Source organism: Bacteroides cellulolyticus (assembly GCF_025567135.1).
Lineage (GTDB): Bacteria > Bacteroidota > Bacteroidia > Bacteroidales > Bacteroidaceae > Phocaeicola > Phocaeicola cellulolyticus.
The window spans coordinates 171,510-186,190 of sequence record NZ_JAOQJJ010000004.1; the positions used below are offsets into that span (position 1 = coordinate 171,510).

The window sequence follows — 14,681 nt, forward strand, 5'->3', positions numbered from 1 at the left end:
AGGACAAAGACAATGGAAGAAAGCAAGGAACTACAAGGATTTTACAAAATATTCCGTGCGGTCATCTATATCTCCGTGCTGATGGAGTTCTTCGAGTATGCCATAGACCTTGCCATGCTCGACCACTGGGGCGGCATATTGATTGATATACACGGGCGCATCAAGCGATGGATGATCTATAACGACGGCAACCTCGTGTATAGTAAGATAGCGACCTTCCTACTCATCTGCATCACTTGTATCGGCACACGCAACAAAAAACACTTGGAGTTTGACGCACGCAGGCAAGTGTTATATCCACTTATCTGCGGATTGTTCTTGATTGTGTTCTCCGTGTGGCTGTACCATCATACGATGGAAACGAGGCTCTACACCCTGCCGCTGAACATCATCTTCTATATGGCGGCTACGCTGGTCGGTGTGATATTGGTGCATATCGCATTGGATAACATCTCGAAGTTCATCAAGGAGGGACTGGGTAAAGACCGGTTTAACTTCGAGAATGAAAGTTTCGAGCAGAGCGAAGAGAAGGATGAGAACCAGTATAGCGTGAATATACCGATGCGGTACTATTACAAAGGTAAATTTCGCAAGGGATGGGTGTCGATAAGCAACTGTTTCAGAGGAACATGGGTGGTTGGAACTCCAGGTAGCGGTAAGACGTTCAGTATCATAGAACCGTTCATCCGCCAACATAGTGCCAAGGGCTTCGCGATGGTGGTCTATGACTACAAATTTCCGACACTTGCCACTAAACTTTACTATCATTACAAGAAAAACCAGAAGCTCGGCAAAGTGCCAAAAGGATGCAAGTTCAACATCATCAACTTCGTGGATGTGGAGTACAGCAAACGGGTGAACCCCATTCAGGCAAAGTACATCAATAATCTTGCGGCGGCGAGCGAAACGGCGGAAACCCTGTTGGAATCCCTGCAGAAAGGCAAGAAAGAGGGAGGCGGAGGCAGTGACCAGTTCTTTCAGACTTCTGCCGTGAACTTTCTTGCCGCCTGTATCTACTTTTTCGTGAACTACGAGCGGGAACCCTACGATGCAAACGGAAAGAAACTGTATGCGGAGAAACGGCAAGATCCGCAGACGAAGTTCTGGAAGCCGACGGGTGTCGTTCGTGACCGTGAGGGTGGCAGCATCGTGGAACCTGCCTATTGGCTTGGAAAATACTCGGATATGCCGCATATCCTTTCATTTCTCAATGAGAGCTACCAGACTATTTTTGAGGTACTTGAGACGGACAACGAGGTCGCGCCGTTGCTCGGCCCGTTCCAAACGGCCTTCAAAAACAAGGCGATGGAACAGTTGGAAGGTATGATAGGTACGCTGCGTGTCTATACCAGCCGTTTGGCTACAAAGGAATCTTACTGGATATTCCACAAGGATGGGGACGATTTCGACCTGAAAGTTAGTGACCCCAAGTCACCCAGTTATCTGCTGATAGCCAACGATCCGGAAATGGAAAGTATCATCGGAGCGTTGAACGCTCTGATATTGAACCGTCTCGTTACCCGTGTGAACACCGGGCAGGGGAAAAATATTCCGGTCAGCATCATCGTGGATGAGCTACCGACACTGTATTTCCACAAGATAGACCGACTGATAGGTACGGCGAGAAGCAACAAGGTAAGCGTAACGCTGGGTTTTCAGGAGTTGCCGCAGTTGGAGGCTGACTACGGAAAAGTGGGAATGCAAAAAATCATCACGACAGTGGGCAACGTGGTAAGCGGTTCAGCTCGCGCAAAAGAGACACTGGAATGGTTGTCGAATGACATTTTCGGCAAGGTGGTACAGGTCAAAAAGGGCGTGACGATCGACCGGGACAAAACGAGTATCAATCTCAATGAGAACATGGACAGTCTTGTACCCGCCTCGAAAATTTCGGATATGGCGACGGGATGGATTTGCGGACAGACGGCACGTGATTTCGTGAAGACGAAAACCGGTACGGGAGGCTCGATGAACATTCAGGAGTCGGAAGAGTTCAAGACTACAAAGTTCTTCTGCAAGACGGATTTCGATATGAGGGAGATAAAAGCGGAGGAAGCGGCCTATGTACCGCTACCGAAGTTCTACACTTTCAAGTCGAGGGAGGAACGGGAACGCATCTTGTATAAAAATTTCATACAAGTCGGACAGGATGTAAAAGACATGATAGCGGATGTACTGAACAAGCGTGGGGCGAAATAAATCAAAATCCCTGCAATAATTTACGTGGTTATTGCAGGGATTTTTGTATTCCATTCAGCTACCCGAAATCTTGCGGACATAAATGAATCATCTGACAGTTTCCGATTTGGAATCGTTTTCCGACAGCAGATTTTGTAATTTGTCGATGTCCGGTAGAGTCTTGCGCAAATTTTCCGGCATTTCTTGGGCTGTGCGGTATGTCGCCACGCCCATAGGCTTATCATAGTCGCGCACCATGATTTCGACAAATTGGCGGTTGGCATCCTGACATAGGACAATACCGATTGAAGGGTTCTCGTGCGGTTTCTTGTCGGTCATATCATATACAGTCAGATAACCGCTAAGCTGTCCGAGATAATTCGGGCGGAACTTGCCCCGTTTCAATTCCACGATTACGCTGGCATTCAGTTCTCTGTTGAAGAATACAAGGTCAGCAAACATTTCCTCTCCGGCAACTATCAGGCGATGCTGACTGTCGATAAAAGTGAAGTCGTTTCCAAAACGGAGAATGAACTGCTTGATATTGGTTACGATTTGGTTTTCGATGACCTTTTCGTTCCAGTCCTGTTCGCGTTCTCCCACATTCTCCAGATTAACCATTTCGAGCATATACTCATCCTTGAACGCCAATGTCGCTTTTACGGCATAAATGGCTTCGGGCAGCACTTGAAGGAAGTTGCTCGGCAAAGATCCGCGATTTGAATAGATGTCTTCTTTCAAGTAATTTTTGAGAGAGGATAGCGACCACGCATTTTGAGCGGCACAATGGATATAGAACAATCGTTCTGCGATGTCTTTTGAACGAGTCAGGATTTCAATATGATGTGAAAAGCTAATCTTGACAAAATCGTCCCAGGTAAATTCGGTATTGACCGGTTGCCCGATAAGTTGCAGCAGTAGATGCTCGTCAATATCCAATTCGCCCAACGCTGTTGGATGAATTAAAGCCGTACCCTTTTCCGACGAATGGTTTTCCAATTCGCCCAACACTGTTGGACGAATTAAAAACGTCCTCCATTCCTCATAGAATGAGCGCATCCGTTTCAACCCCGATTCAGAAAAGCCGTGCAGACCGGGCAACTCCCGTTGAAGGAGCTTTGATATGGTAGGCAATGCTTTAGTACCCCAACAGCCGATGCGGGAATTTTCAGACACGAATTTCCCCACTCCAAAATACAACGAGAGAGTTTCTTTGTTGACCGCAGCCGCACTTCTATACCGGCAGCGTTCGATGGCATGTTTGATTATCTCTACTGCCTCTGCATATTGTGTATAATCCGATGGGATAACTTGTTGTTCCATATACATACGTTTTTGTGCCGCAAAGGTACGAAAAATACGGGATATACAGGGCAGAATGCCAACATATTATAGTGCCGTGTGGGTCTTATTCGGTATTTTTAGCGTTCCGGTTTCCTGCACTCGCTTTGCTGCCAATCTACTCACTTAGATGTTCATGTGTCTGGGGCGTGCCGAGAAAGCCGGTAGCGGTGTGGATAAGATTGTGAGCGGTTGGCAGTCTTTGGGTTGGCCGCTTCCTACTGTAGCCGAGGAAACACGTCCGGACTATGTTGTGCTGACCTTGCAGTTAGGGATGAAAACCCGACAAGAAAACCTCGCAAGCAGGATTTGAGAAAAGAGCAAATCTTGGAGTTCTGTGTTGAGCCGCAATCCCTATCTGATATTTTGCAACATTTAGGATTGAAAGATAGGGAAAATCTTATGGAGGTCTATATCAATCCGATGATTGGTGCAGGGGTATTGGAAATGACGGAGCCGGACAATCCCACAAGCCGTAACCAGATGTATGTAACGGTAAAAGTGGAACAAGAATTTCAAAAGTAAGTTTATAATAGGATATTGCGGCTTGGACGCATCCAACCTCATACAAATAACACTGCCCGCGTGAAAATGGGGGCAGTGTTATTTATATGGTAGTTCGCTTATTTAAGCTCGTGTACCGCTTAAAAGTTCGGCAAGTTGCCGGTCGCAGAATTTATCGTATTCCTCCTTGTCTGTACCGCTTTCGATAGCCCGGTCGATAACATCGCCCAGTTCGTCGAAGCAGACTTCTTCATTGACACACTTTGCATTGCTATCATCTTCTTTCAGTAGATAGACCTCGTAGTAATCAGAGCCGTTGAGAGCGATAACGACATATCCGGCGTGTAACCGTCCGTTTACTTTCAGCCGCAGTGCCGGTAATTCTTGGAATACCGTAGCGACAAATTCGCTGACTCCCCACGACATAAAGACGGGTATGGGGGTAAATGACAGTAATTGTTCTTTGATGGTCTGTGCGATGTGCATTACATACTCTTTATCCATAACTTTGATTTTTAATATGATTATTGATTTATGTTAGTTGAACCATTCGGGGTTATCCTCTTTTAATTCCGTGATGAGTTCATCGTCCGGTAATTTGAGGGTCTTCGCATCGGCGAAAAAGAAAACCTCGTCATATATTTGTTCGGCTTCCTTACTTGCAAAACCTTCGCTCTCGTCCTCGAAACTGCCCGGATGAAGTGCATCGAGCAGAGCGGTAGAGCCGATAAGTAGTTCTTCACCTTCGTTGGATTTCACGATACGGCAGATGTAGATATTGCCGTCAAATTGTAGTTCTTTCGTTTTCATACGCCTGTTATCTTAATGGGATATGTCTCCCGTTTGCCTTGAGGTATTCCATGATACACTTCGCTTCTTCGTGCGATGCACGGTTGCGGTCATCGTAATTGCGTGTCTCGTCTGCCATGACCACGATACACTCCTTTACCAACCTGTAAAGGCTTTGCTGCAGCGTGGGGTGCATTTCGGGGATAGCGGCTGCAAACCGTTTGGGATTGAAGCCGTAATCGTTCACTGCTCTTTCCCAGTCTTTGGCGAGCTGGTACTCCTTGCTTTCCTTGATGTTGTCCATAATCTTGAATTTTAATGATTTGTTTTTTATTCCCTCCGTTCGATTCCTTTCTGTCGGAACCGCTTTGGGATTTTATAGATGCGGTAAACGGTTGTCGGTACAGCTTCATACGGGAGGCTTTTCCTGCCAATTACTCTTTCTGAGGGAAGGAAGAATTTGCAGGAAATACATTTCAAGCCGCCGGATCAAGCGCGACGGCCGACCTTTGCATCTGATAAAACCAAACCGGGGCTGACAGGGAATGAAGCTGGGGAAACGCTATAAAAGGGAAGTTGAAAATGGTAAAAAAGAGAGGAAACGAAAGCTATGAATGGAGGAAGGGTGGGTGGTGACGGGTTCGTCAGAAAGTTAAAAGAGGTACTTGGGTCCTTTGTCCGGAGCATACAAAAATGAATAGAGGGCGGATTTCCCCCCCCCTATTCGTTATGACAACAACATTTGTCAGGCAGCTATTTCTTCCGTTTGCGGTTCGGTCTGTGCTTCCGCTTCGGGTTGCGGTTCATCGGGTTGTTCCGCTTCCTGCGTGGCTTGTTCCTGCAAAGCGGCTTTTTTTTCCTTAATGCGTTGGTGCCGCTTTTCGTACACTTCATTATATCCGTCTTGGATATTGGCAAGTTCTTCGGGCATATGCTTTTGGGCGAAGCCAAGCAACAGGGAGGCTGTGGCGTTGTTACCGAATGCGTCCTTGAAATTGGCAATCAGATAATCCCTGCGGATAACGGCTTTCTGCTTGGCGGTAAGGTTCTCGATGATGCGCATTTTGTCCTCGCTCGTAAGGTAGTAATAAGAACCTTTATCTTCAATTCCCACCTCATTGAAATGCTCTTTGCGGAGTGAGGAGAGCAGGAAGAAATACACCATTTTCTCCTCGTCCTGTCCAAATTTGCGCTCTGACATATCGACCTCTAAAATCCGCTTTTTGGTGTCTTCAACGGTCTTTTCGAGGGCAATCTCCTTGTTGCGTTTGTCCTGCTTTTCCAACTTCTCGATAGGTGAAAGCGGCATTTCGGTTGCTGTACCGTTTACGGTGGTAGCGGTATTTGCAACATAGCACAGTGTAATGTCGTTGCTCTCAATACGGAGATAGAGGGAGATTTCTCCTGCTTCGCTTCGGGTGCGGATTGCTTCGCATTTTTCGGTGTAACCGTTCAATTCCTGCCCGTAATCCTTTTCTGCATCCTCGTATTCCTCGGTGGTATCATAATCCTCTTTTTGAGGTGCTTGGGGGCTTTCGGGGTATTTCGTTGCATAGGTTTTAAGGCTTTCCACTTCGTAGCCCATAGCGGTAAGTCGGTCGATGACAGCTTCATTGTAATTGTAGCTTTCGTGGCAGAGGGGAACGGCAGGGTGCTGTTCCATGAGCCGCATAGCCTTTTCGGTAAGGTGCGATGTGTTCATTTCCACCAAGCAAGCGCGGTTGGCGCAATTTCCGCAACCACCCTCACAGAACAACATCATATTATTGGTATTGTGAGGGCATGAAAGACAAAGGGTTTTGTCGAATGAATAGCGATTGAGGTCTGCGGTGTATTGCCGTTCGATGCTTTGTGCCACCTCGGAAGCTTTCATGCCTCGCCAACTATTGTACTGCACCCCCTCTTTCAGATGTTGGTCGTACACCTCACGCTGTATCTCTTCCCCATAACGGCAGATTTCACTTGCCACGCTGATTGTGATTTCGTCCTGCTCCAACAGCAAAGCGATTTCGGGTATCAAGGAAACGAATTTAAGTCGTGTACGGATATATGCCTCCGTCTTGCCGAACTGCACGGTCAAGGACTGTACATCGTGGCGACCGCTGTCTATGAGCTTTTGGTAGGCGTTGGCTTCCTCAATCGGGGTCACATCCTTACGCTGCAGGTTCTCGGTAATCGCCATTTCCTCGGCTGTCTCGTCTGAAATTTCCATGACGATAGCCGGAATTTCCGCCAATTCAGCCATGAGGGAAGCACGGTATCTGCGTTCTCCGAATACAATCTCGAAACGGTTGTCCGCAATAGGGCGCACACCGATAGGCTGAAGCACTCCCTGCTGACGGATGCTCTCGGCAAGTTCCGCAAGGCTTGTCTCGTCAAAGTTCTTACGTGGGTTGTAGTTACTCGGCTGAATGTCTGCCAATGCTACCGATGTGATGTTCTTCTCTACTGCTTGAACTGCTGTTGTTGCCATAATCATAAAATTTAATTGGTTGATATTTGATTTTTTTATTTTCCCTTTTTTCGGTTCTTTTCTCTGCCTGAACCGCTTGGGATTTACAGATGCTTCAAGGGACTGACGAACAAGCTATTTTCAACGCTTTTTCCGGAAAATTACTCTTTCGCAGGAAGGAAGAATTTTACGAGAAATGCACTTCAAAGCGGTGAAATCAAGCGCGGCAGTCCAAATTTGCGTCTGGAAAACCAACCGGCGATGGCAGGAACGAGGCCGGACAAGCGGCAAGTGGAATAAATAAAAAAGTAATACAACCATGCGGTTATAAGAGGTAATAGAACAGGAGAACACCCAGGAGGGTATAAACAGGAAAAACGCTACCTTGTGGACGTGCCCATAAGATAGCGGTATGCTATAAAAGGTATATCGGATGGGGACTACAACCGCCGTACCGGTTATTTCTCGTGCTTTTCCAAATACTCTTTCATCGCCTCGTTCACGATGTCCCGTAGAGACATATTCTTTTCGATGGCGAGGTACTTCATCCGGGTATGAATACTTTTGTTTATGACAAAGTTGCAATGTACAGCAGGCTCTTTTTCCGTTTTGACCGGTGCAGGTTCTTTCTTTTGCGTGGACTTCCCGGTGGATGACAGCAAGCCGTCCAGTCCGCTTCTCATGCCGTTTTTCAATGAATCACTTTTGCCCATATCGTTTTTATTTTAATTTCAACACTTCTTTTGCTAACTCCATGTAGTCCTTTGCCCCGTTGCTGTTCTTGTTATACTCAAAGATATTCATGCCTTTTATCGGAGCTTCGGCCAATGATACATTGTCCCGGATGACGGTCTTGAATACCTTGTCGCAGAACGATTCGCTGATTAGTTCCGCCACACTTTTGTTGAGCGTCTTGCGCTTGTCAAACTGGGTGATGACAATGCCGCCGATATTTAGGTTTGGGTTCAAACGTTCCTTGACAATCCCGACCACATTTGTAATCTTTGCCATTCCGCGCATGGCGAGGAACTGCGCCTGTACCGGGATAATCAGGAAATCCGCCGATGTGAGGGCGTTCAGTGTCAGCAAACCCAGCGAGGGCGGACAGTCAATCAGGATATAGTCGAATTTACGGGTTTCAAGCAATTTTGCAATCAGCCCTTTTAGTATTAATTCCCGCCCCGGCTCGTTGATAAGCTCGGATTCTGTCGCCGACAAATCGAGGCAGGACGGTACAACGGAAAGACCGTTTTCCAACTCGAATACCGGTAAGGTATATTCGCCTTTCATCGCTCCGTACACCGTCCGTTCCTCTTCGATGGAGAGACCGCAGGATTCCGTGAGGTTTGCCTGACCGTCCATGTCGATGAGCAGTACACGCTTTTTCTTCTGCTGCAATGCGGCAGCAAGATTGATGGTGGTAGTTGTCTTTCCGACACCGCCCTTGTGGTTCAAAACTGCGATTATTTTTGTCATAATTTCGTGTCTTTATATCTGATACAAAGATAATACTATTTTTAGTATTTACTATTATTAGTGTATACTATTTTACTACTTTTGTATATTTTAGTATTATAGCATCTACTACTATACTAAAATACTGATTGACTAAATGTAGTGCATTCTATCATTTCTGATGGGATATTTCCTAATATCCTACTTTACTAACCTTAGTATATACTACATTTAGTATTTGTTGTATAACAGCAAAATAAGCTCATTTTGGAATTAGTCTTATAAATCATCATCATGCGCATTAGATAAATTCTGTCTCAAGTGCTTCCAACAAGTCGTGTATTTGTTTTTCCGCTTCCTCCATATCCGATACAATGTCCTTGATGTGGTAAGGTGCGCCATTTTTACCGTGCCCATCATTTCCAATCCATAGATAGGCTTCGTAATCCGGGTCAAAACCCTCGAAATATTGTTCCATGTCAGCAATGAGGGTATCAATGTCCTCACATTTCATTTCGGCACTGAAATTAAAATCCTGCCCATAGTTGGTATAGCGTTGGAAGTCGAACTGAATATTTGATTTATTTTTGTCATCCACACTTATACTCCAGCCTTTGCTTTGGGATATTTCCGTTACTTTTTGTATCTTTTCTTGAGCGGTCATAGTTTTGAGTTTATAGTGGGGAGACTTCACACCGTCCTACCGATTGCTTTAATCCGTTATTTGAAAGTAATACTCCTGCAGCTCGTCTGGCCATTCGGCGGTCATAGAGCGTGGCTTTCTGGTTGTCCCGCTCGTGCCATTGCCAAATTTTGTGATTAAGTACAAGGCACAGCTCTGTCCAATGCTTGTAGTTATCTTTCCATTCTGCCTTAACCTTTCTGTATGTGTCAGCTATGGCTTCATTCCCGAACTTGTCTGCCATAGAGAAGTCCTGCCAAAAGGTTGTCATCGGGTCATAGCCAGTAATTTCCGCTATATTCCACTTGGGAATTACTATTTTTAATATTTCCATACTTATTATTGTTTTTGTAATACTCATGAATCAAGATTACTATTTCCCTTTGTTCGGTCTGTTTGCGACCGCCGGGAAGATTTTTCTGCTTTCAGAAGGTGGCGGGGAACAATCGGACAAGGCTGATCCGGAAAAATACGCTCGACAGCGGAGAGGAAGATTTTTACGTGTCATTTGCGGCAGTATGCCGGCATTGGCAGGATTGGAGCCGCCGGTTACCTTTGCGGAAAATTCTGTTCCGTAGGTCGCACGGCAGCGGACTTGGGTTTAATGGGAATCCGTTAGAAAAGGAAAGATTTATGAATAAAAGAGTGAGGCGGCCAGCCGGGACGGACTTTCCGATGGACTGTCTTGGGACTACAGAGGGCAGGATTTATCCCGCCCCCTGTAATGCCAAGTCTGTCCGTGTCCGTCCTTTTGCAAAAAGGGGCTTCACGCACTTTATGTAACGTGTTACACAAAATGCGTGAGGCTGCTTGAAGCAAACTGGCCGCAGGATGTAAGGCTATATGAGGGAGAAAGGAATTTTATAAAAGGCCGTTGGTCGATCGGAACAACAAACCGTACCGAGACTTTGCCCGATACGGTCTTGCATATAACTCAGTCTATGTCATAGCCTATCATGTATTCATCGTTGATAAGCAGATAATAGTAGCCGTTGCCACAATTCCTGTATTCTTTGCTGAATCCAGCCGCCATATCTCCATTTTCGCGTGGCTCACACCATAACGTACCGTCATAGCCACAAAAGTCGAAGCGTCCGGTGGAAAACTTTTCGCCTTGCTTCAGTGCCGTTCTGAAACGAGCCATATCCCAACTGCTGCAATACTTCTCGATGGTGGCAAGTCCGATACACTTGCCGTCGATGCGTGTGCCGGTCGTGATGCGGTTCTCGTAGAGGGATTTATCCAAATCGGCATTAGCGATTTTGCGAAGCCAATCATTCGTATGCGTGGCAAGTCGGGCAAGTTTCTGGTATTTCAAGACCTGTTTCTTTCCTATGTCCGCTGCATCTTCGGGAGAGGATGACGGATAGTATATCTTCTCAATGCTTGCCCAATCCGTGAAGATGTACCCGCTTTTTCGTTTTCTTGGCGCAATAATGCCGATGACGTTTTCATTGCGGTTGATGAATAATCGCCTACGTTGTCCTGCAATCCTTACATATAAAGAGGTGGAATTCTGCTCGTTTCGGAGATAGGCTTCTGCCGGATGAATAGTTGTTGTTTCCATATTTGTATAAATTTTGATTTTTGCTGTTCCTATTTTGGTTTACCTGTTCAAAGTTCCGGGATTGTGCCGTTCTTATATAGAACACCGTCCCGATAATGGGACACGATGCCCGGCTTAAGTCCCATTTCCTCAAAGGCTATATGCCTGATATAGTCCTTGTATTCTTTGCCAATGAAATTCTTTCCACAAAGGTTGTTGAAAATCATAGGGACGGAAAAACCGTCTTCGCTCGATAATATCACTTTGTCGTCTTGTCTAATTTCTTCTACCATACTTGTTTACTTTTAATTGGTTGAACTATCATGCTGATTTTTCTTTTTCCCTGCTTTCGTTTGCCGTGCAGGTTTGTTTTCAGCTTTTTGAGGCAGCCAGAGGATGAAGCTGTGGCATCATAAGCCAAACCCGGATAGAAAACCGACCGTGTAACAGTCTGTTTTCGTCATCCGAATGCAATGCGGCTTGGCGATTATGCGCTTCGTCCTACATTCGCCGACGAAAAGAGTAAAGAATGACCTGCCGGTAAAAGCAAGGATTTTGTAAAAAAGAAGAGTCGTATATGATAGAAAAAACGGCTTGGGATGTGAGAAAATACCCTGAAAAATTTGCGGTGTATCGTATTTTATGTAATTTTGCAGTTGTATTTCAAAATTGCATAAACAGTATGGAGGCAAAATATATCCACAGGGAGCTATCCGCCGTGATAGAAGAGGCTTACCGCTATTTTTCAGTCATTACGGTAACAGGACCGCGCCAGTCCGGAAAGACGACGCTGCTCCGCAACTTGTTCTCATACCTACCGTATTACTCGTTGGAAAATCTTGATGTCCGGAGTTTCGCCGAAAACGACCCGGTCGCTTTTCTGAACCAGCACACGGAGGGCATGATTCTTGACGAGGTACACAACGCTCCGAACCTGCTGTCGTATATTCAGGGTATGGTGGACAATGATGCCGACCGGCGGTTTATCCTTTCGGGCAGTTCGCAGTTTGCCATGCTGAAAAAGGTTACACAGTCTTTGGCAGGACGTACCGCCGTTTTCGAGTTGCTCCCCCTGTCATACTCCGAAATACGGGAGCAGATCACCGATACGCCTCTTGACAACCTGCTGTTTAACGGGTTTTACCCTGCCATTTATTCGGGCCGTAACATACCCAAATTTCTTTATCCGGCGTACATGAAAACCTATCTGGACAAGGACGTGCGCGACCTGCTACAAATCAAGGACATGATGCAGTTCCACACATTCATCAGGCTTTGCGCCGGACGTATCGGATCGCTGTTCAAAGCCTCTGAACTGGCCAACGAAATCGGTGTCAGTTCACATACCGTTACGGCATGGCTGTCCGTCTTACAGGCATCTTATATTGTTTTCCTGCTACCTCCCTATTTCGAGAACACACGCAAACGGCTGACTAAAACTCCCAAGCTCTATTTTACGGATACAGGGCTTGCCTGTCACCTGCTCGGCATCGAATCGCCGGAACAGCTTGCACGGGACAAGATGCGTGGGGCGTTGTTCGAGAACTTCATCGTAACGGAAGCCTTGAAGCGGCGGTATAACCAAGGCAAGGAAAGCAACCTCTATTTTTACAGGGATTCGAACCAGAACGAGGTCGATTTGCTGTTGAAAAAACATTCGGGGCTATACGGTATTGAAATCAAGTCGGCGATGACCTACCATGCGGACTTCGAGAAGGCGTTGAAACAAATGGACGGCTGGGTCAAAGAAACCATACTGGGTAAGGCGGTGGCCTATGCGGGTACACTCGAAAATACTGCTGGAGAAATCAAACTTCTGAATTACAGTCACCTGGATGAGGTGTTGGCTTAACAGCCCTATAACAGTCCAGCTAATGCCGACACACACTCCTGCTGCATGGATTTGATGTAATCGAAGAGAACCGAGGGATTGATATTCTTGCCATTTAGCTTGCAGGTGACGTGCAAGTGCTCGCCTGTACTTCGTCCGGTCGAGCCGGTAATACCGACGGCATCGCGGGGACGGACTACCGTACCCTTGGCGGCCAGCACCCGTGAAAGGTGGCAATAGCTGACGGTGTAATTTCCGTGCCGCAGTGTCACATACTTGCCGGACGTCTTGTCTTGTCCCACTTTGACGACCACCCCCTCCATCATGGCCAATACCTGCTCGCCCCGTGCGTGCAGGTCGATACCCCCGTGAAACTTCCTCTTCCCGGTAAACGGGTCTTTCCGGTAGCCGTATGGCGATGTAATTCTGATGCGCTGCAATGGATAAGACACACTGAGATAACGGTCAATCCACAACTTCTTACTTTCATCGGCAGGTTTTGTCGAAGTCTCCTGTGCAGGAGCCATGCTTTCGGGTGTCGGCTCCGGCTTTTTCATACCCTCCTGCAAGGCTTCTACCTTGTATCTTTCTGGTGTCTTGGCAATCGTGTTGAACTGCGCCTGAACGGGCATCGTGCAGAATGAAATACCCGATATTGCTATCAGTAGAATTTTTCTCATTCGGCAAAGTTATAACGGGAATTTTCATGTCGGAAACAAACTACCGTCATTTCTTGTATTGGTTTGATATTTTGCGTCTATTAGTACGATTTTGATTAGATAATTGTACTAATGAAGATAAAAACAGCATATTACAACCATTTATATAGCTGTATTTTTGTCCGTCATAATAAGATGTCTCTATCTTTGTATAGTACAATTTTATAATATGAATATAGTATGAAAAAAGTTCAGATTGAATTTGATGAATTACCCTTTTCGACACTGGAACGATTCGGTCTTACAAGGGAAATGATCGAGGACTTGCCGATGCGTGTGTTGGAAGACATCTGCAACGGCCGGCATTCTCCCGTGCTTCCCGTGCGTGTCACTGACGAGCATGGCGGGCAAATCGAGAGCCGCAGCCGCTTTGCCTTTATCCGCATGGACGACGGTCAGGTGGATGTGGTGTTCTATCCGGCACTGAAATCCTCTCCACTGGAGCGGTATGACGAAGCACAGCAGAAACAGTTGCTCGACGGCAAGGCGATTGTCGCCGATGTGGAAATGTCGGACGGACGGAGCAGCAAGGCTTTCGTACAGATTGACGCCGAGACGAAACAGGTGATGTATGTCCCCACGCCCATCATCGCACGCAACCTGAAAGTGCTGGCCGAGGTCATGCGCCTCGGTACGGTGGAGGTAAACGGGATGCAGCACGGCGAGCCGCTGACGGTAGTCGTGGGCGGCGAGCCTGCCACAGTGGGCATCGACCTTCATGCCAAGACCGGCATCCGCATCTGTTCGGGCGACGCGCAGCAATGGCGCAACCAACCCAAGCGAGAGTGGGACAAATACACCTTCGGGTGCTACGGCTGCTGGGTCATGGACGATGACGGTAACCTTGACTACGTTTCGGAGGAAGACTACACCGAAGAGCTGTGGAACGAACAGAAGAAGAGCGGCGAGCGCAATCGTGCGACAGCTCTCCATAAGTAAAACATCAATCCGTACATTATGGCACAGAACGAATATTATCCCGAAGACGTACTTGTCGGGAAGATGCAGAGCGGCGAATACGGCTGGCTCGATTACGTCAATCATTTCTCCGCCGACTGGCAGGAGGAATACGCCCGTTACTGCGAGGAAAAAGGGCTTGCAGTCGGCAACGAATCCGCCGCCGAGTTCGTCCGCTTCAAGGACGAACAGTTGGAGGCAGCAATGGAAAGCGGAGACGCATAACG

General features: G+C 46.9%; 18 protein-coding genes. 6 read left to right on the forward strand and 12 right to left on the reverse strand.

Going from position 1 to position 14,681, the window contains the following annotated elements:
- Positions 1-12: 12 nt before the first annotated feature.
- Positions 13-2,199: a type IV secretory system conjugative DNA transfer family protein gene (locus OCV82_RS06410; protein WP_004320491.1), complete on the forward strand. Its 2,187-nt coding sequence runs from the start codon at positions 13-15 to the stop codon at positions 2,197-2,199.
- A gap of 87 nt (positions 2,200-2,286) precedes the next feature.
- Here the strand turns inward: OCV82_RS06410 and OCV82_RS06415 are convergent, their stop codons facing one another.
- Positions 2,287-3,501 carry a PDDEXK nuclease domain-containing protein gene (locus OCV82_RS06415; protein WP_004320495.1) on the reverse strand — a complete coding sequence of 405 codons (1,215 nt, stop codon included), beginning with the start codon at positions 3,499-3,501 and terminating at the stop codon, positions 2,287-2,289.
- Positions 3,502-3,649: 148 nt separating this feature from the next.
- Here OCV82_RS06415 and OCV82_RS06420 point away from each other — a divergent pair, with 148 nt between their 5' ends.
- A complete protein-coding gene (locus OCV82_RS06420) occupies positions 3,650-3,832 on the forward strand; it encodes a hypothetical protein (RefSeq protein ID WP_008782490.1) in 183 nt (60 codons plus the stop codon).
- A 68-nt stretch (positions 3,833-3,900) separates the two neighbouring features.
- Positions 3,901-4,044: a Fic family protein gene (locus OCV82_RS06425; RefSeq protein WP_157447996.1), complete on the forward strand. Its 144-nt coding sequence runs from the start codon at positions 3,901-3,903 to the stop codon at positions 4,042-4,044.
- Positions 4,045-4,146: 102 nt separating this feature from the next.
- Here OCV82_RS06425 and OCV82_RS06430 read toward each other — a convergent pair whose 3' ends face one another.
- From OCV82_RS06430 to OCV82_RS06475, 10 genes are all read right to left on the reverse strand, one after another.
- Complete coding sequence (locus tag OCV82_RS06430) at positions 4,147-4,527, reverse strand: hypothetical protein (protein WP_004320499.1); 381 nt, start codon at positions 4,525-4,527, stop codon at positions 4,147-4,149.
- Positions 4,528-4,560: 33 nt separating this feature from the next.
- Positions 4,561-4,833, reverse strand: coding sequence for a hypothetical protein (locus tag OCV82_RS06435; protein WP_004320500.1), 273 nt, complete (start codon positions 4,831-4,833; stop codon positions 4,561-4,563).
- Between the two features lie 7 nt (positions 4,834-4,840).
- Positions 4,841-5,116, reverse strand: a complete 276-nt coding sequence (locus tag OCV82_RS06440) for a hypothetical protein (RefSeq protein WP_004320502.1) — start codon at positions 5,114-5,116, stop codon at positions 4,841-4,843.
- Between the two features lie 441 nt (positions 5,117-5,557).
- Positions 5,558-7,285: a ParB/RepB/Spo0J family partition protein gene (locus OCV82_RS06445; RefSeq protein ID WP_004320504.1), complete on the reverse strand. Its 1,728-nt coding sequence runs from the start codon at positions 7,283-7,285 to the stop codon at positions 5,558-5,560.
- A gap of 437 nt (positions 7,286-7,722) precedes the next feature.
- On the reverse strand, positions 7,723-7,977 hold the full coding sequence (locus OCV82_RS06450; RefSeq protein ID WP_004320506.1) for a hypothetical protein: 255 nt from the start codon (positions 7,975-7,977) through the stop codon (positions 7,723-7,725).
- A gap of 7 nt (positions 7,978-7,984) precedes the next feature.
- Positions 7,985-8,740: a ParA family protein gene (locus OCV82_RS06455; RefSeq protein WP_004320508.1), complete on the reverse strand. Its 756-nt coding sequence runs from the start codon at positions 8,738-8,740 to the stop codon at positions 7,985-7,987.
- A 280-nt stretch (positions 8,741-9,020) separates the two neighbouring features.
- Entirely contained in the window at positions 9,021-9,383 is a 363-nt protein-coding gene (locus tag OCV82_RS06460; protein ID WP_004320510.1) for a hypothetical protein, read from the reverse strand.
- A 10-nt stretch (positions 9,384-9,393) separates the two neighbouring features.
- Positions 9,394-9,735, reverse strand: coding sequence for a hypothetical protein (locus tag OCV82_RS06465; protein ID WP_004320512.1), 342 nt, complete (start codon positions 9,733-9,735; stop codon positions 9,394-9,396).
- 600 nt (positions 9,736-10,335) lie between these two features.
- On the reverse strand, positions 10,336-10,968 hold the full coding sequence (locus OCV82_RS06470; RefSeq protein ID WP_004320516.1) for a hypothetical protein: 633 nt from the start codon (positions 10,966-10,968) through the stop codon (positions 10,336-10,338).
- A gap of 47 nt (positions 10,969-11,015) precedes the next feature.
- On the reverse strand, positions 11,016-11,240 hold the full coding sequence (locus tag OCV82_RS06475; protein WP_004320520.1) for a DUF7688 family protein: 225 nt from the start codon (positions 11,238-11,240) through the stop codon (positions 11,016-11,018).
- Between the two features lie 284 nt (positions 11,241-11,524).
- Here OCV82_RS06475 and OCV82_RS06480 point away from each other — a divergent pair, with 284 nt between their 5' ends.
- Positions 11,525-12,799 carry an ATP-binding protein gene (locus tag OCV82_RS06480; RefSeq protein WP_004320523.1) on the forward strand — a complete coding sequence of 425 codons (1,275 nt, stop codon included), beginning with the start codon at positions 11,525-11,527 and terminating at the stop codon, positions 12,797-12,799.
- A 5-nt stretch (positions 12,800-12,804) separates the two neighbouring features.
- Here OCV82_RS06480 and OCV82_RS06485 read toward each other — a convergent pair whose 3' ends face one another.
- On the reverse strand, positions 12,805-13,458 hold the full coding sequence (locus OCV82_RS06485) for a M23 family metallopeptidase (RefSeq protein ID WP_004320525.1): 654 nt from the start codon (positions 13,456-13,458) through the stop codon (positions 12,805-12,807).
- A gap of 219 nt (positions 13,459-13,677) precedes the next feature.
- On the opposite strand from OCV82_RS06485, the gene OCV82_RS06490 reads away from it, so the two are divergent.
- Entirely contained in the window at positions 13,678-14,436 is a 759-nt protein-coding gene (locus OCV82_RS06490; protein ID WP_004320528.1) for a DUF4099 domain-containing protein, read from the forward strand.
- A gap of 18 nt (positions 14,437-14,454) precedes the next feature.
- Positions 14,455-14,679 (forward strand): hypothetical protein, encoded by a 225-nt coding sequence (locus OCV82_RS06495; protein ID WP_004320530.1) that lies wholly within the window; start codon positions 14,455-14,457, stop codon positions 14,677-14,679.
- Positions 14,680-14,681: the final 2 nt, after the last annotated feature.